This window comes from Chloroflexota bacterium, from assembly GCA_016887485.1.
In the GTDB taxonomy this organism is placed as follows: Bacteria; Chloroflexota; Anaerolineae; order Anaerolineales; family Anaerolineaceae; genus Brevifilum.
In genome coordinates this window covers 717,964-742,634 of record CP069394.1, presented here as the reverse complement: position 1 = coordinate 742,634, position 24,671 = coordinate 717,964, and the positions used below count along the sequence as shown (strand labels likewise).

The 24,671-nt window shown below is 49.6% G+C and carries 21 protein-coding genes; 13 read left to right on the top strand and 8 right to left on the bottom strand.

The window, feature by feature from the left end; translation table 11 throughout:
* The first annotated feature begins 27 nt into the window (after positions 1-27).
* From JR338_03415 to JR338_03405, 3 genes are all read left to right on the top strand, one after another.
* Positions 28-873, top strand: a complete 846-nt coding sequence (locus JR338_03415; GenBank protein ID QRN83817.1) for a class II fructose-bisphosphate aldolase — start codon at positions 28-30, stop codon at positions 871-873.
* Between the two features lie 236 nt (positions 874-1,109).
* The gene (locus JR338_03410) at positions 1,110-1,844 is read left to right on the top strand and encodes a hypothetical protein (protein ID QRN83816.1); all 735 of its coding nucleotides are present in this window, start codon (positions 1,110-1,112) and stop codon (positions 1,842-1,844) included.
* A 318-nt stretch (positions 1,845-2,162) separates the two neighbouring features.
* The gene (locus JR338_03405) at positions 2,163-3,104 is read left to right on the top strand and encodes an LCP family protein (protein QRN83815.1); all 942 of its coding nucleotides are present in this window, start codon (positions 2,163-2,165) and stop codon (positions 3,102-3,104) included.
* Between the two features lie 76 nt (positions 3,105-3,180).
* Here JR338_03405 and JR338_03400 read toward each other — a convergent pair whose 3' ends face one another.
* A complete protein-coding gene (locus JR338_03400; protein ID QRN83814.1) occupies positions 3,181-4,308 on the bottom strand; it encodes an ATP-dependent 6-phosphofructokinase in 1,128 nt (375 codons plus the stop codon).
* Between the two features lie 288 nt (positions 4,309-4,596).
* Between JR338_03400 and tig the strand changes: the two genes are divergently transcribed.
* The 6 genes from tig (at position 4,597) to prfB (ending at position 10,702) form a co-directional block, all read left to right on the top strand.
* On the top strand, positions 4,597-6,081 hold the full coding sequence (tig, locus tag JR338_03395) for a trigger factor (GenBank protein ID QRN83813.1): 1,485 nt from the start codon (positions 4,597-4,599) through the stop codon (positions 6,079-6,081).
* A gap of 63 nt (positions 6,082-6,144) precedes the next feature.
* Complete coding sequence (locus JR338_03390) at positions 6,145-6,750, top strand: ATP-dependent Clp protease proteolytic subunit (GenBank protein ID QRN83812.1); 606 nt, start codon at positions 6,145-6,147, stop codon at positions 6,748-6,750.
* Positions 6,751-6,819: 69 nt separating this feature from the next.
* Positions 6,820-7,611, top strand: coding sequence for an HAD-IIA family hydrolase (locus tag JR338_03385; protein ID QRN83811.1), 792 nt, complete (start codon positions 6,820-6,822; stop codon positions 7,609-7,611).
* A complete protein-coding gene (gene rlmN, locus JR338_03380; GenBank protein ID QRN83810.1) occupies positions 7,611-8,663 on the top strand; it encodes a 23S rRNA (adenine(2503)-C(2))-methyltransferase RlmN in 1,053 nt (350 codons plus the stop codon). Before JR338_03385 ends, rlmN begins: the two co-directional genes overlap by 1 nt.
* 27 nt (positions 8,664-8,690) lie before the next feature.
* Positions 8,691-9,602 (top strand): signal recognition particle-docking protein FtsY, encoded by a 912-nt coding sequence (gene ftsY / locus JR338_03375; protein QRN83809.1) that lies wholly within the window; start codon positions 8,691-8,693, stop codon positions 9,600-9,602.
* A gap of 80 nt (positions 9,603-9,682) precedes the next feature.
* Positions 9,683-10,702 carry a peptide chain release factor 2 gene (prfB, locus tag JR338_03370; GenBank protein ID QRN84342.1) on the top strand — a complete coding sequence of 340 codons (1,020 nt, stop codon included), beginning with the start codon at positions 9,683-9,685 and terminating at the stop codon, positions 10,700-10,702.
* Positions 10,703-10,705: 3 nt separating this feature from the next.
* Here prfB and pfkA read toward each other — a convergent pair whose 3' ends face one another.
* Positions 10,706-11,674, bottom strand: a complete 969-nt coding sequence (gene pfkA, locus JR338_03365; protein QRN83808.1) for a 6-phosphofructokinase — start codon at positions 11,672-11,674, stop codon at positions 10,706-10,708.
* Positions 11,675-11,793: 119 nt separating this feature from the next.
* Between pfkA and mscL the strand changes: the two genes are divergently transcribed.
* Together mscL and JR338_03355 are read left to right on the top strand one after the other, a co-directional pair.
* Entirely contained in the window at positions 11,794-12,270 is a 477-nt protein-coding gene (mscL, locus tag JR338_03360; GenBank protein ID QRN83807.1) for a large conductance mechanosensitive channel protein MscL, read from the top strand.
* Positions 12,271-12,280: 10 nt separating this feature from the next.
* Positions 12,281-13,072, top strand: a complete 792-nt coding sequence (locus tag JR338_03355; GenBank protein QRN83806.1) for a response regulator transcription factor — start codon at positions 12,281-12,283, stop codon at positions 13,070-13,072.
* A gap of 21 nt (positions 13,073-13,093) precedes the next feature.
* Here JR338_03355 and JR338_03350 read toward each other — a convergent pair whose 3' ends face one another.
* The 4 genes from JR338_03350 to JR338_03335 form a co-directional block, all read right to left on the bottom strand.
* Positions 13,094-13,510: a hypothetical protein gene (locus tag JR338_03350; GenBank protein ID QRN83805.1), complete on the bottom strand. Its 417-nt coding sequence runs from the start codon at positions 13,508-13,510 to the stop codon at positions 13,094-13,096.
* A gap of 126 nt (positions 13,511-13,636) precedes the next feature.
* Positions 13,637-14,962: a serpin family protein gene (locus JR338_03345; GenBank protein QRN83804.1), complete on the bottom strand. Its 1,326-nt coding sequence runs from the start codon at positions 14,960-14,962 to the stop codon at positions 13,637-13,639.
* Positions 14,963-15,033: 71 nt separating this feature from the next.
* Entirely contained in the window at positions 15,034-15,681 is a 648-nt protein-coding gene (locus tag JR338_03340; GenBank protein QRN83803.1) for a cyclase family protein, read from the bottom strand.
* A 2-nt stretch (positions 15,682-15,683) separates the two neighbouring features.
* On the bottom strand, positions 15,684-17,363 hold the full coding sequence (locus JR338_03335) for a CapA family protein (protein ID QRN83802.1): 1,680 nt from the start codon (positions 17,361-17,363) through the stop codon (positions 15,684-15,686).
* A gap of 135 nt (positions 17,364-17,498) precedes the next feature.
* On the opposite strand from JR338_03335, the gene JR338_03330 reads away from it, so the two are divergent.
* Together JR338_03330 and JR338_03325 are read left to right on the top strand one after the other, a co-directional pair.
* On the top strand, positions 17,499-18,653 hold the full coding sequence (locus tag JR338_03330) for a thiolase domain-containing protein (GenBank protein QRN84341.1): 1,155 nt from the start codon (positions 17,499-17,501) through the stop codon (positions 18,651-18,653).
* Positions 18,654-18,748: 95 nt separating this feature from the next.
* A complete protein-coding gene (locus JR338_03325; protein ID QRN83801.1) occupies positions 18,749-22,201 on the top strand; it encodes an alpha-amylase in 3,453 nt (1,150 codons plus the stop codon).
* Here JR338_03325 and JR338_03320 read toward each other — a convergent pair.
* Together JR338_03320 and JR338_03315 are read right to left on the bottom strand one after the other, a co-directional pair.
* Positions 22,168-23,622, bottom strand: a complete 1,455-nt coding sequence (locus JR338_03320; GenBank protein ID QRN83800.1) for a DUF3536 domain-containing protein — start codon at positions 23,620-23,622, stop codon at positions 22,168-22,170. The genes JR338_03325 and JR338_03320 overlap by 34 nt on opposite strands.
* Positions 23,622-24,587 carry an NAD(P)H-binding protein gene (locus JR338_03315; GenBank protein ID QRN83799.1) on the bottom strand — a complete coding sequence of 322 codons (966 nt, stop codon included), beginning with the start codon at positions 24,585-24,587 and terminating at the stop codon, positions 23,622-23,624. The genes JR338_03320 and JR338_03315 overlap by 1 nt, the downstream gene beginning before the upstream one ends.
* Between the last annotated feature and the right edge of the window lie 84 nt (positions 24,588-24,671).

Below are 24,671 nucleotides of genomic sequence, written 5' to 3'. Positions count from 1 at the left end.
CGAAACGCTTAGAAAGAGGACAACACTATGCCAATGGTCAGTCTTAGCGAAGTACTTCGCAATACAAGAGAGCAACAATTCGCCGTTGGGGCATTTGACACCATGGATCATGCCTTTACAGAAGGTATTTTACAAGCTGCAGAAGAAAGCCGAACGCCTATCATTGTTGCCGCCGGTGACTTCCCGGGACCGGATTATTCAAACTTCCTTCCCTACCTGGTGGACCGAATAGCACGCACAACTGTACCGGTATGCCTGCATTTTGATCATGGTGCAAGTTATGAGGCCTGTGCAAGGGCCATTCGGGCGGGTTTCTCATCAGTTATGATTGATGGATCAAATTTACCTTTTGAAACCAATATTGCTGAAACAAGACGCGTCGTAGAAATGGCCCATGCCTGCGGGGTTACCGTTGAAGGAGAAATCGGCCATGTTGGTGCCTCCGATAGTTCCATTGAATCAGCCAAAGATGATAGCCGCTACACCGAACCGGAAGCGGCTTCTGAATTTGTTGAGAAAACCGGTGTGGATGCCTTAGCTGTAGCCATTGGTACCGCTCACGGAGTATATAAATCTGCACCAAAGATGGATTTCAACCGACTCTCAGAAATTAGATCTCAGGTTTCAGTGCCTTTGGTCATGCACGGCGCTTCTGGTTTGTCTGAGGAAAATTTCAAGCAAGCCATTCAAAACGGTATGAGCAAGATAAATGCATTTACAAACCTGACCTTGAAAGTCTCCGAACAAATTGACGCAGAGATGAGTGAGCTTTCAAAGGGGATGAGTCATGAAATTTCACTTCATATGACGAAATATGCCAAAGAGGAAGTCCTCCGGCATATTCGACTATTTGGAACAAAGGCTGTGGAATAGGAAAATCTAAGCAATTTTAAAAAACAACGCCTGATGTGTTCATCATATCAGGCGTTGTTTACAATCAAATCCAGCTTATTTTCGCTGCAATGAAATGTGGCACACTAGATGTCGAAACCCATATCCTTAAGATAATTACCAATATATTATAATAACATTAGAATCAAAATAACGACGGGAGAACTGATTCTAATAAAAATGATGCTTGCTTTTGACCAGATTAGATGTGAGGTGTCATGTCCATTGATGTTGATCGGGTAATGAGGCATTTTCGGGCCGGCCACAAACTGGTTTTTTCCAACCATCCAATCGCTGAAATCATCTCTGTTAAAGACCCACTCATCGAGATTAAAGATATCCACGGGAAAAAGTGGTCCGTCAATCAGGACCATTTAGCTGACCTTTCCTATCCGGAATTTCTCAGTAATCTGGCCTCCGTGATTGCCCAGCATTGTCCTGAAAACGCTTTTGAGGGCAGCGCCAGAAAAGCCCTGATGACAATGAAATTAGGTGATACCCTTGAAAACACCGAGGGGTACATTGCATCTTTGGTTGAGGTCAAACCTAACAGTGGTAAGGGGCCCATACTGACTTTTCGAGACGTCAACGAGATGCGCCGTCAGGTCTATCCCCTTTTATTACCGGATGACCTCACATTTAACAAATTTGTTTCTCAATTTCAAAGGAAGATCAGGGCTTCCCTAGCCACATCTGAAGAGCCGTTGTTATCGCGTTACTTCAAGAACGAATTCATTCCAAAAATGCTCTCCCAGATGGACTATGACAATTTGCGTTGGGGGGATACCTGGCTGATGCAATCCGTAGAATCACAGGAAAAGGACATTCAGGAGCATTTTAATCACTACTTTGAATATTTCCGTTTGTTTGGCAAGAAGGTCCCCTGGCTCAAAATTGCCGGTTATGCCATAATTGCCCAGGCCCGGGAAGACCATCCCGAATGGCTGCTTTAGGCCTCTGATTTCAACAAATCAGATCAAATAATTATTCACACCGTCATATCCATATTTTAAATTTTAGAGTATAGTGGTCTTTGGGGCTGGAACAAACCCTAAGGAATTTCCGTCCGTAATCATTCAGATGACATAATAAATGGCAAAGAAAATCAACTAAGGACCATTATGACTTCAGGAAATTCAGATAAACCAGATATATCAAAACAATCAAAAGGCAAAAAACCAAACTCAGTTTTATTAGGCCTTTCCATTGGCCTCCTTGCTGTTGCGCTCATTGGTGGTGGCATTCTGCTCACCTCCCTATTCTCCACGCTAATGAATCAACCGCTGGGCGATCCGCTTGATCTGCCAACAGACCAAACCTCCGAAGCGCAAGATAATCATCCCCCCCAGAGCACGGAGAAACCTGTTGACGAAGGTCCCCCACCCGTCTGCGGTGACGTGGACGAAATGACGATTCTAGTCGTTGGGACGGACTTCCGCGGCAGCAATTACCTCTATGGCCTGGCGGATGTGATCCGGATCGTGCATATTGATTTCACCATTCCGCAGGTGAATATTGTCGCCCTGCCCCGCGCAATTCTGATTAAAGATCCAGGTCCAAATCTTGAAGTTGACGCCCCGGTGCTGCTCAACCAGACCTACCTCTTCGGTACACAGGGAATGGGCCATTTCTCAGGGACCGGCTACGGCGCTGGAGCCCTGGCAGAAGCCCTTCAAACCAATTTCGGTGTCAGCGTGGACAACTACCTGGTGATAAATTTCTCAGCCTTCCAGAACTTTATTGACAGCATCGGCGGGATCACTGTGACCCTGCCTCAATCGGTTGATGCGGAACCTGCAGCCACCTTCCCGGCCGGCACTCAATGGCTTACCGGTGAGAAGGCTCTGATCCTGGCTCGTAACCGCAAGAATTCTTCCGATAACATCAGGATCGACTACCAATCACTCATCATACAGGGCATTCTGGAGCGTCTGAGTGATCCAACCGTGTACGCCAACTTACCAGATGTGATTGACGCTTTCTCCAATGTCGTCCTGACAGACGTCACACCCGCGCAAATCCAGTCGGGTTTGTGCATGATCAGCGAGGTGGACCCGGCGACCTTTCAGTATTTCAACCCGGGCGATGACTTGATCACCTACGGTCGAAACTACATTCCCACAGTCAGCAAAGAAATGGATGTCTTCTTCTGGAATCAGGACCTGGTGGAGTGGATCCAGGAATCGTTGATTTCCATTCCCCAAGAACAATAATCGTTAGACCATAATTATCAAAAGAGACCCGAGAAATAACCTGGGTCTCTTAATTATTTAATCCAGTATTTTGAACTCAATCACCCAGACAAGTGCCCACAGCACGGGCGCTATCCAGCCAGGGATGATCTACAGGAATCACCTTGCGTTTTCCGGCCACTTCCTCCAACGGAACGGGTTTCACCCCGGCTCCCCGGGCAGCAACCATCACGCCATATTTTTCCTCATTCAGCATCTGGGCGCAGGCAGTTCCCAATCGGGTCGCAAGTAGTCTATCCGCAGCCGATGGCGCCCCACCCCGCTGCAGGTAGCCTAGGATGGTCACCCTGGATTCCAGACCGGTCAGTTGCTCCAGCCGTTGGGTCAGCTTTACCGTGCTGTCAGCCCTTTCGGCTTCGATTTCACTTAGTTTTTCCTTTTCTGCTTCCTTGTCTTCATTGTTTTCAGCTTTATCCAGCTTTTCCTGGACCTTTTTCAAACGGGCCGCGGTTTCCACGGACATAGCCCCTTCAGATACGGCAACAATGCTGAACCGTTTGCCGCCGCGGCTTCGCTGCAGGATGGCTTCAGCGATCTTCTCATCGCTGTAGGGTATTTCAGGGATCAAGATCACGTCTGCCCCACCTGCCACCCCAGCCCCCAGTGCCAGCCAGCCGGTGTTATGCCCCATAATTTCAACCAGAATAATCCGGTGATGGCTGTGGGCTGTGCTGTGAAGCCGGTCAATTGCCTCCGTGGCGATGCCCAACGCGGTATCGAAGCCAAAGGTCACATCCGTCATAGCCACGTCATTATCAATCGTCTTGGGCAGCGTGATAACGTTCATGCCCTTCTTTTTTAGTCGCAGGGCACTTTTCTGCGTGCCGCCGCCACCCAAACAGACCAATGCGTCCAGGTGATGGCGTTCATAAGTATCCATCATAGCGTCCGTCATATCCAGGAACTCCCCACCGACCGGCATCTTATGTGGCTTATCACGGCTCGTTCCAAGGATCGTGCCGCCCTGCGTGAGAATGCCGGAAAGCTGCTTTTCATCCAGGCGAATGGTGCGGTTTTGCATCAGCCCCCTGAACCCATCCAGGAAGCCAATCAATTTCATGTCGTACTGACCCAATCCGGCCTTTCCAATGCCGCGCAATGCAGCATTTAGTCCTGGACTGTCACCACCAGCAGTTAAGACACCTATATATTTTCCAGTTTTCATCACCATCTCCTTATGCCTTATGGATGGACCAGCTTGTTTCCTCCATTATATAATTAATAATGTTCAATTATTTCCAATGAAAAAGGGATAATTTCATCTCAGCATTGTTATTATCCTCATTTAGCGCCTGGACGAAGAACATAATATGGGTTAATAGGTGTATTTTGAAAACCTTTGTGGTAAAATCCGCAAGTTGTCAATTTATTTATCAAGTTATAATGAAGCTAAGTCATTATCCCTCCTGATAGCAGGAGAAAATAGAAAAACAGAGCATAAAAGGACTTTACTTTGAAAATCGAAAAGAAAATTTTAGACGATCGACAGGCCGAACTCACCGTTGAATACACCGAAAAAGAATTCGAGGGCTTCAAGCGCCGGGCAGCACGGAAAATCTCTAAGGACACCAAAATTCCAGGTTTCCGCCCCGGGAAAGCCCCTTATGAAGTAATCGTGAACCGTTACGGCGAAGCTGCCATCCTGCAGGAAGCCATTGACATCCTTTTGGATGATGATTATGGCAAATTCCTGGAAGAAGCCGATATTGAACCCTCCGCTCCAGGCAGCTTGGATAAGGTTGAAAGCTACGACCCGCCCAAAATGGTCTTCACAGTTCCCCTGGAACCTGATATTGACCTCGGTGAATACCGCGAGGTTCGCAAACCCTATGAATTAGAAGAATTTGACCTCAGCAAGGTGGATGATTTCATCACTAATTTACGCCGCAATGCTGCGACCATCATTCCTGCTGAACATCCCGCCGAAGAAGGCAACCTGGTCTATTTCAATCTGAGCGGTCGTTTTGAAGATGTTCCCGAAGATGAAGATGCCACCATCACCGACAAGACTCCCCAGCAGGTCGTTATCCCTGCCAAGGGCGAAAAATCGGATAGCGAGTGGCCTTTCCCCGGTTTTGCTGCCAAACTGGTAGGTGTTAGCGCCGGTGAGACCAAAACCATTCAGAAGACTTATCCTAAGAACTTCAAAAACAAGGATTACAGCGGCAAGAAGGCCGTTTTCACAGTTGACATTCAATCAGTGAAAGAACTTGAACTGCCTGAATTTGATGAAGAATTCGTTCAAACCCTGGGTAACTATGACAGCACAGATGCATTCCGCGCTTCCGTTGAAGAGCAGCTGCGGCAGGATCATCAGGAAAAATATGACGATGAATATTTCAACGGCTTGTTAGATGATATCGCCAAACAGACCAAAATGATCTACCCGCCCCAGATGCTGGAGCACGAGCAGGAACATGTCCTCGAGGACATCAAATCCCGTCTGGCTAAGCAGAACCTTGAATTCGAGACTTATCTCAAGCTTCGTGAGATGGATGAAGAAAAATTCATGGAAGAAGAGGTCCTGCCTGTTGCAAAGGAACGGCTGGAGCGCTCCTTGCTGGTGGATGCCCTGATTGCCGCTGAGGAACTGAAACTTGATGAGAAAAAGTTCAAGGACCAGCTCAATCAGGTCATGACAGAGATCTTCTATTCAGGTAATGCCGAAGAAATGCAAAAAGAAATGGGCAAGGAAGAATTCTCCCGTGCAATCAGTATGGAAGGCATGCAGCGAACCATTAATGCCCAGCTGCAGGAACGCCTGAAACTGCTTGCCACCGGCCAGCCTATCCCCGAAGAGACAGAAGTTGAAGCCGAAGCTGAGGAAACTGAAGAGGCCGCAGTTGAAGAAGAAGCGGCAGAAGAAGCTGTCGCCGAAACTGCTGACGAGGCTGAAGAAGTGGTTGAAGCCGAAGAAACTGAAGAATCTGAAGCGTAAAATTCTTATACTATTCAGATAAAGGCAAGCCAAAATAAAAGGAAAACTAAGGAAGGAATGAAAATGTTCAACAACGATTTATCCTCAGTTGTCCCGATGGTTGTAGAAAATTCCGGTCGGGGAGAACGCGCTTATGATATTTACTCCCTGCTGCTCAAGAACCGGATTGTGTTTTTAGGCTCCCCCATTGATGACCAGGTTGCGAACTTGGTCGTTGCACAGCTGCTTTACCTGAGCCGGGAAGACCCCGAGAGCGGTATTCAGATGTACATCAACTCCCCCGGTGGACAGGTTTATGCCGGCATGGCGATCTATGACACGATGCGCATGATCCCCAACAAGATCAGTACCGTCGCTGTTGGTGTGGCCGCCAGCTTTGGCACCGTCCTATTGGCTGCGGGTGAAAAGGGTCAGCGCTATGCCCTGCCTCACGCAACCATCCATATGCATCAGCCGTTGGGTGGTGCTCAGGGTCAGGCTTCGGATATTGAAATCCAGGCCAAAGAGATCCTGCGGATCAAAGAACGCCTCAACGAGATCCTTTCCGATGCAACCGGTCAGGAAATTGAGACCATCATCCGAGACACCGAACGCGACTTTTATATGAGCGCTCAACAGGCGGTTGAATATGGTCTGGTAGATAAGGTGCTTGAAGCGCCGGTAAAATAATCCCAAACAAAGTTAATTAAATGCCGGATTGCCATTTTTGACATCCGGCATTTTTTACAAGGAGTATGCATGATTTCAGATCACCTGCCAAATATCAAAGGTCTGATCCTCGATATGGACGGCGTCCTCTGGAAGGACACAGAACCAATCGGTGACCTTCCGGCGATTTTCCAGGCATTCAACGATCAGGGCCTCAAAGTTATTCTGGCCACCAACAATGGCACCAAAACCGTGGATGAATTCTTCTCTAAGATTCGCCGCTTTGGGGTCGAACTCGAAGATTGGCAAGTGATCTCAGCAGCTCAGGCAACGGCGATCCATCTGGCGGAAAAATATCCCGAAGGCTGCAACGTTTATGCGGTGGGCACGCCCAGCCTGGTCAAAATTCTGGAAGATGCCGGACTGACGGTTTTCACAGAGCGCAGCGATGAGATTCAGGTAGTTGTTGCTGCTATGGACACCAGCTTGACCTATGAAAAGATCAAGAATGCCGAATTACTTGTCAGAGGCGGTTGTGAGTTCATCGGCACAAATCCGGACGTGACCTATCCCTCGGCTGAAGGATTGATCCCTGGTGCCGGCACTGTGATTGCCGCAATTGAAGTCGCCTCAGGCCACAAAGCCAAAATCATCGGCAAGCCGGAACCTCTGCTCTACCAAATGGCCCTGCGTAGATTAGGTCTCCAACCTGAGGAAACTCTTGGTGTCGGTGACCGTCTGGAGACTGATATCCTCGGTGCCCAGGCCGCGGGTATCCGCTCAGCGTTTGTCCTTTCCGGGGCCTCCACGCTGGAACAGACCCAACAAATGACCACCCCGCCCGACATTATTTTAAATGACCTATCAGAATTGGTTTTCTAATGACAGAACAAAAACAACTGATCTATGACCTCAGCGAGGAAGCTTTAACAGGCTGGTTCGCCCAACAAAAACAGCCTACCTACCGCGCAAAACAGGTCTGGACAGCGATCTACAAGAAATTCATCAATCATCCCGATGAGATCAGCACCTTATCCAAAGGCTTACGCGAAGAGATTTCCGAGGCCTTTGACTTCATTGCGCTGGACCCTATCCAGACGATTGAGTCCGCGGATAAGCAGACCGTTAAAACACTCTTCAAGCTGCGGGATGGGCAGTACATTGAAGCCGTGCTGATGTATTATGACGAACGCCGCACGCTTTGCATCAGCTCACAATCCGGCTGCGGTATGGGCTGTACCTTCTGTGCCACCGGTCAAATGGGCTTCCGGCGCAACCTTTCCAGCGGTGAGATCATCGCTCAGGTGCTCTACTACGCCCGCCTCCTGGCCCAAACCGGTGACCTGGTCACCAATATCGTGATGATGGGAATGGGTGAACCTTTCCATAACTTTGACAATGTCATGGAAGCGCTCAACCGGCTGAACGACCCGGGGGCATTTGGCCTCGGTGCGCGACGGATCACCCTCAGCACGGTAGGCTTGATCCCCAAGATCATAGCCTTTGCGGATTTGAATACGCAATACAATCTGGCAATCAGCCTGCACAGTGTTAATAATGACCTGCGGGCATCCATGATACCGGTCAGCAAGAAATTTACTGTCTCAGACCTATTAAAAGCCTGCCGGTATTATGTCAACAAGACCAGTCGGAGGATCACCTTTGAATATGCGTTGATTGATGGCGTTAATGACTCCACCGAAGATGCGGAAGCGCTGGCGCAAGCCATCCGGGGGATGATCTGTCATGTCAACCTGATCCCACTGAATCCAACCCGTGGTTTCCAGAAGGAAGGCACCCGGTCAAACCAGGTCAGCACCTTTGCCCATGTACTCGAAAACCATAGCATCCCCGTCACAGTCAGAATGAGGCGTGGGATCGAAATCTCTGCCGGCTGCGGCCAACTGGCCTCGGAAGTAGAGAATGGTTCTTGAATCTCTGCATGTTATAATCAAGCCGTTATGACAGAAAACATCTTCAACAAATGGAAAAAGGGCCTCGAAAAGACCCGCAAAGTCACCTTTGGACGGATCGCTAATTTCCTGGGCACCTCAGAGCTGAACGACGACACCTGGGATGAACTGGAAGCCTTGCTGCTTCAGGCCGACATGGGCTTTGAGACAACAGATTCCGTGATCCAGGCGGTCAGATTAGCCGTTAAGGAACAGGGCTTAACCCGGAACGATGAAGTCCTGCAGGCTCTGAAGGATGAATTGCTTGAGCGTTTGGCAGAGCCCGTTTTTCCCGATTTCTCCAAGCACCCCACAGTCATCATTCTAGTGGGTGTGAATGGCTCAGGCAAAACGACCTCAGCGGCCAAACTTGCGCATCTCTACCAGGAGGAGGGCAAATCCTTGCTTCTGGTGGCAGCAGATACCTACCGTGCAGCAGCCATTGACCAACTGAAGGTCTGGGCCGAACGCGTCGATGTGCCCATGGTGGCCGGTCAGCCGGGTGGAGATCCTGGCGCCGCGGCATTTGATGGCATCACCTCGGCGATATCTCGCAAGAAGGATGTGGTGATTATTGACACAGCAGGCCGCCTGCATACGAAATACAATTTGATGGAAGAGATCAAGAAGGTCTATCGGGTCAGCGGGAAAGCCCTTGAGGGCGCTCCACACGCCACCTGGCTGGTTTTAGATGCTACTACGGGTCAAAACGCCCTGCAGCAGGCAAAAGCCTTCCAGGAGGCTGTCACACTTGATGGCGTCATCCTGGCTAAATTGGATTCATCCGCCAAAGGTGGTATGGCCTTTGCGATCAAAGCCCAATTAGGGCTACCGATCCTCTATGCCGGCCTGGGTGAAGGTATTGACGACTTACGACGTTTCGATCCCGAAGCGTTTGTCGATGGTATTATCGCGAATTAATTATTTGGAGGACATTATGGCTACTGAATTGGATACCCGTCTCAATGAGGCATATCAAAAACTGCTGAACCTTCAGGAGCATCTTTGACCTCGCGAATAAAAAAGATGAGCTGATCCGACTGGAAAAAGAAGCCCAGAACCCTAACCTGTGGGATAACCGGGAGCACGCTCAAAAGATCATGATCCGCCAATCGGATCTGCGTAACGAAATCACCGCTTACGAAGCCTTAAAAAAACGAACCGAAGATACACTCGAACTGCTGGAAATCGCAGAGGAGTCCATGCTGGAAGAGCTAGCCGAAGAAGTCACCAGCATCGAGGGTGAAATTGACCACCTCGAATTGAACACCCTGCTCTCCGGCAAGTATGACCGCGGTAACGCCCTGCTGGCTATCCACGCCGGCGCGGGTGGGACTGATTCCCAGGATTGGGCGGCCATGCTGGAACGGATGTACCTCCGCTGGACGGAGCGGCGCGGCTACAAGGCTGAAATACTTGACCGGACCGATGGTGAAGAAGCTGGCATCAAGAGCGTCACAATTGCCGTTACCGGGCCGCTGGCCTATGGCTATTTGCGCCCTGAAAAAGGCGTTCATCGGTTAGTACGGCTCTCCCCCTTTGACGCAGCCCACCGCCGGCACACCTCCTTTGCCCTGGTTGAGGTGCTGCCTGAAATGGCGGACACCAACGAAATCAATGTTCCTGCCGAGGACATCAAGATTGATGTATACAAATCTTCCGGCGCGGGCGGTCAGAACGTGCAGAAGAACGCTACAGCGGTTCGACTGACCCATATCCCCACCGGCTTGGTCGTCACCTGCCAGAATGAGCGCTCACAGGTCCAAAATAGAGAAAACGCGCTTCGTGTTTTGAAAGCGCGTTTACTTGAGATCAAACAGGAAGCCCAGGAAGAGAAACTCTCCGAGCTAAGAGGTGAATACACCAAGGCGGAATGGGGTTCCCAAATCCGGTCCTATGTCCTCCACCCCTATCAATTGGTAAAAGATCATCGGACGGACTTTGAAATGGGTGACACTTCAGCCGTCTTGGATGGTGATCTCGACTCCTTTATCGAGGCTTTTCTCCGTAAAGTGGACTAGGAACTAATCCAGGATCCTCGACAGACGGACCAAATCCATCGAAATTTCTTTCTTATGAGAAACCACCTCTTCCAATGAAACGGTGGTTATTTCATTTTTGTTCTGCCCAACCAGAACACCAAATTCACCCCGGTCAATGGCTTCAATGGCACCATCACCGAACTTGCTGGCCAGGATACGATCATACGCACTGGGTTCACCGCCGCGTTGGACATGTCCCAAGATGGTCTCACGGATTTTGAAACCCAATCGATCCTGATGCTGGTCAAAGTAATCGATCAATGCTGTTGCATTATATTTGGCTCCTTCAGCAACCACAATGATCGCATGTTCTTTACCATGCTCATAAGCCAGTCGTAATGTCTCCGCAACTTCCTCGGGGTCTGTTTCGACCTCAGGCAGCAGGATATATTCAGCACCACCCGCAATGCCTGCCATCAACGCAAGATAGCCACAGTCTCGGCCCATCACCTCAACCAAAAACGCACGTTGGTGAGAAGTAGCAGTTGTTTTCAGTCTGTCAATCGCTTCGAGAGCAATATTCAATGCCGTATCCACGCCAATGGTGATTTCAGTCCCATAAAGGTCATTATCAATCGTGGATGCAATACCAACCGTTGGGAATCCTAATTTATGAATATGATAATTACCGGTTTGGGAACCATTCCCACCAATTACAACCAGGGCGTCAATGCCCATTTGCCGCAGGGCACGAATCCCTTTGAGACGACCTTCCTCAGTTTTGAATTCAAGACAGCGGGCTGAACCTAGGATAGTACCACCCTTTTGGAGGATGCCGCCAACATCACGGGTGCCCATTTCTCGGATATTCCCTGAGATCAGTCCCGAATATCCATTTTTAACACCATACATCATCCAACCTTTAGCCACACCGCAACGGATAACTGAACGGATAGCGGCGTTCATTCCTGGCGCATCGCCTCCACTGGTTAGTACAGCAACTCTCTTCATTTTTGCCTCATGCTTTCATCTTTGTGCCAATAAATCGACGAATAATACTATGGATTAATTCATATTATAATCAGAAAATCAAACAGTCAATATTATGCTCGATGAGGACGTTAAATACAATGAAGAAATTATTAACAGATTTTCGCGATTTTGTTGCCCGAGGCGATGTCATGGACCTCGCCATTGGGATCATCATTGGCTCCGCATTCAGCGCCATCGTCAATTCAGTGGTAAACAACCTGCTTATGCCGCCCTTAGGCTTACTGATTGGCAATGTTGATTTTCAGGACCTTTTTGTTGTACTCAAACAGGGCCAAACCGCCCTCCCCGCTGATGCGACCTTGCAGATGGCAAAAGATGCCGGCGCTGTAACCTTCAATTATGGTCAGTTTGTGACCGATGTGATCAGCTTCCTGATCCTGGCCTTTGTCATTTTCCTGATGGTCAAGGGACTTCAAACCGTAAAAGCCAAAGTTGCTAAGGCTGAAGCCGAAGCCAAGGCAGAACCCACTGAGAAGGAATGCCCCTTCTGCATGAAATCCATTGATATCAAGGCCTCCCGCTGCCCCTATTGCACTTCCGAATTAGAGAAATAAATAAAATCCGATGAATAAAGATATTCTTGTAACAATATTGGAAGACGACGTTTTTTCACGAAACTGGATGGCACTTTTAATGGTTCGGGACTGGCGCACTCGTTTAGTTTCTGAATTCACTACCAGAATCGAACTATGTGAATATTTGGGCAAAGCCTACCAACCCTTTGACCTGCTAATTATTGATGTTGATCTCTTTGGTCAGGAATTTACTATCGATGAAATATGCGAATCACTGAATGAAGCCAAATCCAATGCAAAAATCCTACTCACAGGTATCCAACCTGAATCGCGGATCATCCGTCAGATCAGTGATCCACGGGTGTGTGGTTATGTTCTCAAGCATGAAGTAGGTTACTCTCTGAGCTGGGTGATCACCTTTGCCTACGATGGTTCGATCGTGTTTACCCCCTCTACTTACCGGCTAGCCACTCAAATGAACATTCCCCTATCTGATAACAAGCTGGTGTTGGATGGACGCAAACATCTGCCCGGCTTCACCGAACATGAGGCTGAAGTAGCCCGTTTCGCCTTCATTTTCAGCCTTGGCCGGCGGGACCTGGCGGATGAGTTGAAGATTTCCGAGCAATGGAGTTATGGCCTAGTCAGTGAACTATACGAAAAGATGGGATTAAGTGATATTCTTTCCGGTGAAGTGGACCTATTCTCCTACATCGGTGAGAGCGAGATCATCCGCAGCCACTTCCAGGAGATCGTTGAACAATTGGGCAGCTCAAAGAAAGCCCGAGACCTGGAGACCCTTGCTTACCACTTGATCACGATGCCGGAAATAGTAAATTAATCTGCTTCTGGTGACAAATAATTAGATTTTGTAGATAAACAAGAAAATCCACGACAGGGTATACAAGACAGGCAGGATGAAATCAAGCTTCCTGCGGGTCTTGCGCCAATTAGCGCTGATTCCCAATTCCTCATTGACCTGACGGCGTACATCTTTGTCATGGACATAGGATTCGAGATCGGGCAGATCTTCCGAGACGTGTTTGGCAAGGGATTGAAATTTGAAATAGTCCACCACTCGCTGGCGGGAACGGACGATCGGAAACCACAGTCCCCAGATGGAATATAAGCCGAAGGTCATAAAAAAGATGAATAAGAAACGCGGCTGGTCCTGAATGAGAATCCCAATAACCAACAAAATGGCTTCCAGCGGGATGAACATCAGGCGGTAGGCCTGCAGGTTCATTTCGTTCAGTCGATATTTCTCATTGTTATCCATAGAGCACCTGATAGCTATTCCATCCTAGGGTGGTTTAGAATAATTATACAGCTTTAGCAGCCGAATCTTTCCCTTAAATCAAAAGAGTTCCTTCATCAGGAACTCTTTTATGGTTATTATTCGATTTTATTTGGGTTCTACGACCCGTCCCATAAAGAGGATCGATCCTGTAGGCTGATGTTCAATAAAGAACAGGAAAGGATGATCCAGCACCAGTGAGAGGGCATCCTCAGGCATAGCAGCTGTTAGTTTCATGATCACCGCTGTCGCAGCGGCGGCTTCAGTCCCATTTTCATCTACGGTAATGGTCGCTTTGTGCAATACATCGGAGATGAAAAGGCGGTCCTCATCCGTCATTCCAGAGAAATCAGCCAATCCCGGGTCAAATGCCTCACCCATCCCTAAGGCAATCAGGACATCGTTCACATTGAGACTTGTTTCAAAATCATACTTGGGCATCTGCAGATCAACCAGCTTATATTCCAGCCCCCGGGTCAGTTCGGCATAGGAATCTGCCGTCAAACCGGCTTCAAAGGCTTCGAAATTACCTTGATCCGGAACAATGATCGTCATCACGAAATCCGAACTCATATACGGCAGTTGAACCACCTGGTACCCATTCCCTCTGGCATACATCAGATGCTCCCCTGTGAGGGACATCATATCAACTTCCGTTTGAGAGCCATCCAGCAGATTGAACTCTGCAGGGGCGGTCGCTCCCTCAATAAAGGGATAGTACCAGGAACCTTTGAAATAAATGGCGTTTGCCAACACAAGCCGTGTCATCTGATCAATCGCGCCTTCAGGAATGAGGTCCTTGATCTTATCCATGGTCTCATCCTCCACCCAGCCGTTGATGGCCTGTCGGGCGGCTTCGGGGGCTTGCACGTAGTCCACGGTGTAGACCCCAGCGCCGAAATATTGTCCCAGGGTGTTTAGGAATGGCTCTTTGAAGGCATAACCTGATTGTCCCCAAATGGAATTGGCAATATTCAAGGTGAAGGGGCTCCCTGCCATATCTTCGCTAGCGCTTTCTTCTGAACTTTCAATAGCAAGCAAGAGTGCATCATAGGCTGGAAAAACCATATCGGCTGGGAGGCTCGTCCTGAGCGCATCCATCATTGCTGTTTCGGTGTCACCTTCTGCCCCGGCCATCGTCATTGCCAAGGCCACAGAAATGCTGAATGGCGAATAGATGATATTCCCATCTCCGCTGCGGATCTGATTATAGAAATCCAGGGCAAAAGCCGTATTATCACCGGCCAGAGCCTGCATCTGGGCGTCGGTGACTTCCGGCGCAATAACCCGTCCAATACTGCTCATTTGCATGCCGGGCTCTGAGGGCACAACGCTCTCCGTTTCATCAGTGGGTTTTTCGGTGGGTGAAATGGCGGTACATCCTGCAGAAAAGAGCAGCGTCATCAGGACCGCACCAACAAGTAGTTTCTTCATATTTTCCTCCATAAATTCATTCCGTTCATAACCATATGACGGTGGAATGGATTTAATTGTTCCAAACTTAATTATTCCGAGATCAAAATTGCCCGCGCTGGTGCACCTTCGCATTCCTCTAAATTCATAGGCAGGCAGTAAAGATCATAAATGCCGGCTGTAACCTGAGCGAGGGTGATCCCCTCCAGAAGGACAATTTCTCTTTCCAACAGGAGTTTATGCGGAATGTGAGTATCGTGATAGGCCGCCACGGAGAGGTAATCCACGCCGATGAGGTTCAAATCGAACTGGGCTAGATACCCCGCACCCGACGAATCCAGGGCAACATAATCCTCATGAAATGCTCTCCCCCAGGAATCCAGGTGGGCCGAGTTGCGTGTTTTGAGTAATACCTTTGAGATTGTCTTCAACAGTTCAATTTGGGGATGCTGCTCAAGCACGGATTGGGTGATGACGTCCACCAACTCCCCCATTTCCATGACAAGGGCTTTACCGATTAGCTTTTGTAAGGATATTTCCCCAATGCTCTTGCCATCCTTTAAAAAGTGCAGCGGGGCGTCAATGTGCGTTCCGGTGTGCACGCTCATGCGAAGTTGGGTCACATTCGATGAATCACCCTTATCGAGAGAATTTACCCGCCGGAGGGTTACCTCTGGATCACCCGGCCAGACAGCCATTTCCGGGGTGATGGGCAGCGAAATGTCATATATCCTTTGCATATTTACTCCAAATAACCCTGTGCGGCATTGAAAATACGATCCAGGAATGCTTGCCGTTCAGCCGTGGTCATTGGCCGAGGACGGGCATAATCTTCCAGCTCAGCAGTCAGCAGTTCCACACTGATAAGTTCATTATCATAAAACACCAGCCTGTCAATGAACTCATCCCGGGTGTTTGGCATATAAGTTTCGCCGTAATAGACATTCATTTGGTCGAAGAAGAGATTTCCTAAACCATAATGCAGGAAGGCATCGTTATAAAAGGTCATCACCTTGGGTGTGTGGGCCTGGCTCCCGTTGACAACCACCGCCCCCGCATCAGCCAGGGCTTTGAAATCAGCAATCATCTTCGCACTCGGTACAGCGGTGTAATCCTCGGCATATTGGAGGGTGACGATCGGTAAATACCCCTCAGCCCGCACCTCTGCGATAGCTTCCAATATCCAGCCATAATCCCCACAAGGTGCAGAACCCGGCTGGGAGGCGGTGGCAAAGTCGCTGGTCGGTCCAACCGGATTACAGCCGATGAAAGCCAGGTTATTGCCATTATGGGTGATCTTTCGGGCCGTTTGAGCGTCCGTCAGGTCCCAGCCGCCGGCGTAATAAGTCCACCCCCGTTCCTCATACATCTCGATGGTCAGGTTCATTGCCGCAACCCCATAATCCAGCATATGGTTGCCGGTCAGCTCGATAATGTCCGTACCCACATATTCCAGCAGATCAATTCGATCCGTCGAGGAACAAAAGATCAGATTCTCCTGATTGGGATTCGGTGAGGGGCAATTGGCGGCAAAAGGCACCTCGTTGCTGATGTGAGTCAGGTCTGCCGAGGTCATCCATTGCTGAATGTCCGTGCCGGGGAAGGTGTTGCCATTGATTTCCATCATATAAGCCGTAGCCCGGGTCAGCGCCGTCACGCCGGTCATCACCAGCACTGTACGCTTGTCTGGGTGATAGTTGCCCGGTGGCAAGGCCATACTATGTTCAATTGAGCTTTCAAGTGCAAAAATGAGCGAAAGGGCATAAGTTTCAGGCGAATAATCCGAATCAATGGGCGAAATTCCATCCACCCGCAAGACCTTCCAGATAGGACTCAGATCTTCAAAGGGCAGAATCGTGAGTAATGGGTCATCGCTGATTGCGAGCGATTGAAGAGTTTCCGAATCCACAATCTCAACCGTCGTTGTACTGGGCTCACCCAACAGCAATGCCATCGCTTGAGAAGTTCTTTCAGTTACAACGACTTTTTCAAATCCGGCCAACGCCTGACCCTGCCAGATTGATCTCAGGCTTGCCAGACTGAGGCCATCAGTGATCGTGTAGAAAGGTGCTGCCAAGACATAAGTCCAAATCGTGCCTGAAGGGACTCCTTCGGCTATCTGCAGTGTATTGATCCGTAAATCCGCCTCATCTGCCGTTTCCATCAGAGTCAGACCGGCCAAGTCCAGCCCGGCCAGACAAGATTCTGGTATGCCTGGATGGATCCAGAGGGTTTCAACCTGAGGTTCAGGTTCCGGTGTGGTATTGGTGATTTGGTCATCTGTTCCAGGGGTCAATGTCTGGAGAATTTGGGCATACGTTGTCGGTAATAAAGGCGCAGGGGTCAGGTTCGCGGTCCGATAACAACCGCTCAATAAGACGACAATGCCAATTAATCCCAAATAGACGCTGCGCCGTTTCACAAATAATCTCCCATTCTCATTAACGTTGAAAAGCACCCAATAATTATACTTTACGCCGATTCCGGGTGAATTGATAGGTCTTGATAGCGTTGTCCGATATAATCAGAATGAATTGAAATGAAAGGACACTCATCCATGCGAGATGTTGCGGTAATTGGCATCGGCCAAACCAGGGTCGATGAACATTGGGATAAATCATTACGCGAACTGGCCGGCGAAGCTGCCCTGGAAGCCAAGGCGGAAGCTCAAGTCGCTCAGATCGAAAGCATCTATGTCGGCAACATGATGTCTGGGGTTGCCAACCAACAAGGTCAGCTGGGGTCAATGGTCGCGGATTGGATCGGTCAGCGATTTACAGATGCGGTCAAGATCGAATCAGCCTGTAGCTCCGGCAGCGCCGCTTTCCGAATGGCCTACCTGGCCGTTGCCTCAGGACAATCGGATATTACGCTGGCCGTCGGCGTGGAAAAAATGACGGATTCACCCAGCAATGAGATAACCGGTGCACTGGCAACCGCGGCCGATGCGGATTGGGAAGTGGACCACGGGCTCTCGTTTGTAGCCCTCAACGCGCTGATTATGAAGCGTTACATGCATGAATATGGCTGGCAGGGAATTGATTTTGCGGAATTCGCGATCAACGCACATGCCAACGCTGCTCATAACCCATATGCCCGATTCCAAAAGCCGATCACCGAAGAACAATTCATCAAGTCAACCATGATCTGCGATCCCATTAACCTGATGGACGCCTCCCCCATTGGGGATGGCGCGGCAGCCGCCATCCTGGTGCCAGTCGAAATGCTGGCGCCCAACATGCCTCGAATCGTGATTGCAGGTTCCTCAGCAGCCACGGACAGCATTTCAGTCCATGACCGTGCCCAACCCCTCTGGCTTTCCGCAGCAGAGAGATCCTCCAAAGCGGCCTATGCCCAGGCTGGGATCAAACCTGAGGATATTGATGTCTTTGAATATCACGACGCTTTCACCATCATGGCCGCCCTCTCACTGGAGGCCAATGGCTTTGCTGAATCCGGCAAGGGGCCAGTCTTGGCAAAGGAAGGCGAAATAAAAGTGAACGGCAAAATCCCCGTTGCCACCCGCGGTGGTCTCAAGGCCCGAGGGCATCCGGTGGGCGCGACCGGGATGTATCAGATCGTCGAAGTGGTCCAACAGCTGCGCGGTCAGGCCATCAGCACGCAGGTGCCCGATCCTGAATTCGGCATGGCCCAGAATATCGGCGGCAGCGGTTCCAATATTGTGACCCATATCCTGAAAAGGGAGAATTAGACCACAAAAACCACCTCAGCAGAGGTGGTCTTTTTTTTAGGGTACTTCCAAGTGTATAATTCACGGTATCCATATTCTTCAAGGAGGAACAACTTATGTATGAATTCCATGTTTCCAGACTGGCACGTGAAAAATTTGGTTTTGATCAGACCTTGTTTGCCACGGATGGAAATGTGGTTTTTGCAGATTTTCTGGCTGCGCGCACTTTTACGCAAAAGATCAATCAGAAACGTGACCTCGCAAATTACCCTGAACGCGCTGTTCGCGCAGGTGAGATCAATGCCATTGGTCTGGTTGACGAAATCCTCCATATGGTCTTTGCCCTCTACCGGAAACAGATTGATTCAAAGGTTCTGACGAATGCACTGGATGATCTGACGGATACATTGGGAGAAAAACAGGTCAACCTGATGCTGACCCGTTTCACGGAAGAATTCCCACCCAGCGCTGTCTACAAAAAGGATCAACCCGTCGAAGAATATCTCGCCGGTACGACCGAAGGTGTCTCACATAAGCTCATCACCCTTGAAGAGATCATCATGTTATGGGTCACCAACCAGAATCCGGCGGTCTCCTCCTTCTCAGAATTATTTGATGATACCCAACTCTCTCAGGCCACCATCTACCGGCAGGTGATGGAAAGCCTGCAGTTATTCTTCAAAGACCAGCCCGATTTCGGACCGGATCAGCAGGACCTGCTCGCCATGCTGCGTGCCCCTGCGGTTGCCGTGCCGAATTCACTCTCTGGTCAGTTGGAATATATCCGCAAGCATTGGGGCTCCCTACTGGGAGATTACCTATATCGCCTGCTCAATTCGCTGGACCTGATCCATGAAGAGGAAAAGGCCATTTTCAGCGGTCCCGGTCCCACCCTGGTGCCCAGCTATGACCAGTCAGCCATGATCGATGAAGAGAATTTCTCTCCCGATAGCGACTGGATGCCACGGACGGTGATGATCGCCAAGAATACCTATGTCTGGCTTTACCAGCTCTCAGAAGAATATCATAGGGAAATCACCCGGCTTGACCAGATTCCCGACGATGAACTGGATAAGCTGGCCAGTTGGGGGTTCAATGGGCTCTGGCTGATCGGCCTGTGGGAGCGCAGTGAAGCCTCCCGTGAGATCAAGCAGCTTTGCGGTAATCCGGAAGCAGTCGCCTCAGCCTACTCCCTCCGTAACTACGCCATTGCCGACGCTCTGGGTGGTGATGAAGCCTATCAGCGCCTGCGGGAACGCGCCTGGCAGCGAGGCATTCGGCTGGCGAGTGATATGGTGCCCAACCATATGGGCATCGATTCAGACTGGGTGCTCCAGCACCCGGATTGGTTCCTGTCCTTACCCTACAGCCCCTTCCCATCCTACAGCTTCAACGGCCAAGACCTCAGCCCGGATGACCATGTTGGCATTTATATTGAAGACCATTATTATGACCGCACCGACGCTGCCGTCGTCTTCAAGCGTGTGGACCGTTGGAGCGGGGATACCCGTTACATCTTCCACGGTAACGATGGCACCAGCATGCCCTGGAATGACACTGCCCAATTGAACTACCTACGGGAGGATGTCCGGGAAGCCGTTATCCAAACCATTCTGCATGTGGCCCGTAAGTTCCCCATCATCCGTTTTGATGCCGCCATGACCCTGGCCAAGAAGCATTACCAGCGCCTCTGGTTCCCCTCCCCGGGAACGGGCGGCGCCATTCCCAGCCGGTCAGACCACAGCATGACCAAAGCGCAATTTGACGAAGTGTTCCCAGTGGAATTCTGGCGGGAAGTCGTTGAACGGGTGGCAAGCGAAGTCCCTGATACCTTGCTGTTGGCTGAGGCGTTCTGGTTAATGGAAGGCTACTTTGTCCGGACTCTGGGGATGCATCGGGTCTATAACAGCGCTTTTATGAACATGCTGCGAAACGAGGAAAATGCTAAATATCGTCAGCTGATCAAAAATACACTTGAGTTTGACCCCCAAATCCTCAAGCGCTATGTCAATTTCATGAATAATCCCGATGAAAAGACCGCGGTTGAGCAGTTTGGTAAAGGTGACAAGTATTTTGGCATCTGCACCTTAATGGCAACGATGCCCGGCCTCCCTATGTTTGGGCATGGGCAGATTGAAGGTTATTCGGAAAAATATGGCATGGAATATTACCGGCCCTATTGGGAAGAAGATCCGGATAATTACCTGATCCAACGCCATGAACACGACATCTTCCCAATCCTCCGACATCGGATGATTTTTGCTGGGGTGGAAAACTTCCTGCTCTATGACTTCTATTCCGGTGAAGGCCGTGTAGACGAGAATGTCTTTGCCTATTCCAACGGCACAGGCGGACAGAGAGGGCTGGTCGTTTACCATAACCACTTTGGCAGCACTCGGGGATGGGTCAAATGGTCCGCGGGTTACCTGAACAAGGGAAACGATCAGATCGAATCCAAACCGCTGGCTGAGGGCTTGAGAATCAACGCGGCGCCTAACCGGTTTGTGATCTTCAGGGATATCCATTCCGGACTGGAATACATCCGCTCCACAGAAGAAATTCGTGATAAAGGCCTCTATTTTGAGCTCGATGCCTATGCTTATCAGGTGCTGATTGATTTCCATGAGGTTGAGGACAATGGTGAAGGGCAATATCGCCAGCTTACCAATTACCTCAATGGCCGGGGTGTACCCAGTATCAATGAAGCCATCCGGGAATTAATGCTCGCTCCGGTGCTCAATCCCATCCGGGAGCTGATCAACGCTCAAAACCTGCATGATATCTTCACTGCCAGGGTGACCGATCCCACAATCAAACTCAACCCCGAAGTCCTGCACGTGCAGTCTGAGAAATTCCGTTACCTCATTCAGTCGGTCAACGGCTTTGTCAACGGACAACAAAACACCGAAGCCATCATTCAGGAAATGCAGGCCGGACTGGAAAGCATCCTCAAATTACGCATTTTCGAGACCCGCTATCCCTTCCCGGGGTCAAAACAATATTCCGAAATTGTTGAATATGTGCAAAATAACCTCGTGGATTATTCATTCATCTGGACTGTTTTAGTGGTGTGGAATGATTTGAGGCTGTTAGGTCGGATCATCACCCCCGAAGGCTCATACACTGAGATCAGCCGCAGCTGGCTGGACGAATGGGGGCTCGCTCGCCATGTCGATCAGACCCTGCAGGAGATGGGCTTCGATGCCGGTCAGGCGCACAGTGCCGTCTCCATTCTCAAATTACTGGTCAGTCAGCAGGAATGGACAACGCATCTCGAAGGTGAAACAGCCGCCGGTTTGATGGAAAAATGGCTGGGCAGCCAGGAGGTCCGTTCCTTCCTGGGTGTCAATCGGCATCGGGACGTCCTGTGGTTTAACAAGGAAGCTTTTGAATCGATGATGTGGTGGATGATGACCATCGGATTGATCGATCAGGTCTCAAAACCTGATCTGAGCCTAACGGAAGCCGTTGAGAATCTCTTTACCGCCTACACCTTAGTGCAGACGATCCTGGAAGCCGAAAAAGACTCCGATTATCAGGTGGAAAAGCTGCTGGAAGGGTTGAAATAGGAGACAGCGCTCTCTGAAAAATCCTTGGATCGGTTATAGCGTTCCGCGAAGACGGTATCTCCGCGCAATCCGGTCCGCACATCTTTTACTTGCTTGAAGGCATCCATCGCAGTAGTCTTCAGATTGATACCGGTGGCTTTTTTAGTCAACCAAACTGCCTGGGCCGCATAGGCGATGTTGTTCTGCGGTTCAATGCGGTGGAAATGCTCAAAGAACCAGCCGCAGGAGGTGAACATCCTTTGGCGTTCATATTGGGCAGCCAGGAGCATCCCAACTTTCGCTGCGGTTTCAGGTGCCAGCGTTTCCGGTATATATTTAAGGAACAATTCGCTCAGACTGATCTCCCCTAAAAGCACCTTGATGTATTCATCACGCAAATCCCAGACATGTTTTGTCAAAGGAGTCAGAAAATCCGCATAGGCCTGGTCGATCTCATCCGCCAGCTTTTCCATACCGAGGCGCAGCGGGGCTTTCCAGGTTGCACCAGGGGTGCAGCCACACTCGGTGCGCCAGCGTTCCACCCCATGATGGCAGCTCCAGGATGTATTCTCAATCAACTCAACTGTCTGTGTTGGTTTATGCGTCTGCAGCCATAATCCGGGATAAGTGATCTCATATTCACGGCTGTGTAGGGCACCGTTGAGCATATGCGCCAGGAATTTCTCGCGGAAGGTCTTATGATGGCCATAGAGCTCCCCATCTGAAGCGATCAGGAGCATGCGATCGCCATCCAGATTGACATTTGAAAATGTGGGATTGATCCAGTGGTCAACGAAGTAATCAGCGTTGCGAGTGGCTTCATTCATAAAACTGACCGAGGTACTAAGACCTTGGTCATATAAAAAGACAATCATTGGTTCAAGATTTCCCGGCAATTGCACATAATAACAATCATTCGTGAATGGGTTGCTCAAACCTTTGACCTGCCAGGGGGCTAAAATGGTGTATTGGATGCCATTGTCGGCCAAAATGGTCAAAGTTTCCATATCCACAGCCGTCTCAGGCAGCCACATGCCCATCGGCTGATGACCAAAACGGTGGGTAAAATCAGCTATGCCCCATTTGATTTGGGTCGTTTTATCCCTTGTTTTAGCCAGCGGCAAAATCGTATGATTATAGGCCTGGGCCATGCCATTGCCGACACCATATTTCAGGAAGTTATCCCGTTCCTGCTCAATAATCGCAAAATAAGTCCCTGGATCATAACCTTCCATCCAGTTAAGAATGGTCGGGCCAAAATTGAAACTTAACTTTGCATAATTCCCCAGTTCCGCATTGGGTTTATAGCATTCAGAGAGGATCCGCTCATTCCAATTTCGAAAGGGTTCGGCGCCGGTCTCATCGGGAATCAATCCGGATAAGGGGTCTTCTCTTGGGGGTTGGTAAAAATGAGCGTGGACAGTAACAGCTTTTAATCCCATTAATTTGATGTCTTCTTTCGTTGAGAAATTTTTGGGTAAGGATGCCACTTTTTGAATGCTCTCGGACGGAAATCCTTCCCTTTCAGGTATCCTAACCGCTGGCTCATCTTTGCAGGTAATAAGTCAAAACGGGTTGGTAAAGTGTCAAGACTGCTTGTTCGGTTTGCTGCCAGATAATCCAACCAAAATACTGAGGTTGGAAAAGCAGGCGCTAAAATCTCCAGTGATTCAGTAACAATATTTAGGACAACCTGCGATGTTGATAAATAATAACGTTTAATGCCAATTGCCGCAGAGACCAATTTACAGATTTCAAGAAAAGTCAGATACTCCGGGCCGCCAATCTCAATGGTCTCATCAATCGTACCCTCCATGTCAAGCGTCCATGAGAGCACAGTTGCCAGATCTTCCACCCAGATTGGCTGAAGTTGTGTTAGCCCACCGCCCGGCAAAAGGGCAACGCCTGGCGAACGTTTCAGTAACGCCGCCAGGTTATTGGTGAAATGATCGCCTTCACCGTATGCAACAGCAGAACGGAAAATGGTATAGGGTGTGCCGGATTGACGGATAAAATGTTCCGCAATCCCTTTTGCTTTTAATAAGGGAAATGCTGACGCCCGATCAGCGCCGAGGTGACTGAGATAAATGAGACGGTCCACCTTTGCCTGTTTGGCAGCCCGGGTAATCGCCAGGGTGCCTTTGATATCAACATCATCCAGCCGGGCCAGACGACCATGCGATTCAGCGCTGGCGAGGTGGTAGACAATATCAACGCCTTTCATAGCTGCTCGAAGCCCCCTCTCATCCTGCAGACTCGCCACCGTCACCTCCACGGGCAAGCCCTTGGGTAGGTTTGGTGAGTGATCTGAAGGACGAATCAGGAGTTTAATTGGATAGCCGTTATCTGAAAGGTGCCTGATCAGAATATTACCGATAAACCCGGTTCCACCGGAGATGAGTATCATAACAGCAAAATTATAGCAGGATTTGGATATTAAGTTGGCACGACCCTTGCAATATGATCTGCAAGTATATCTGATTTGATTTAA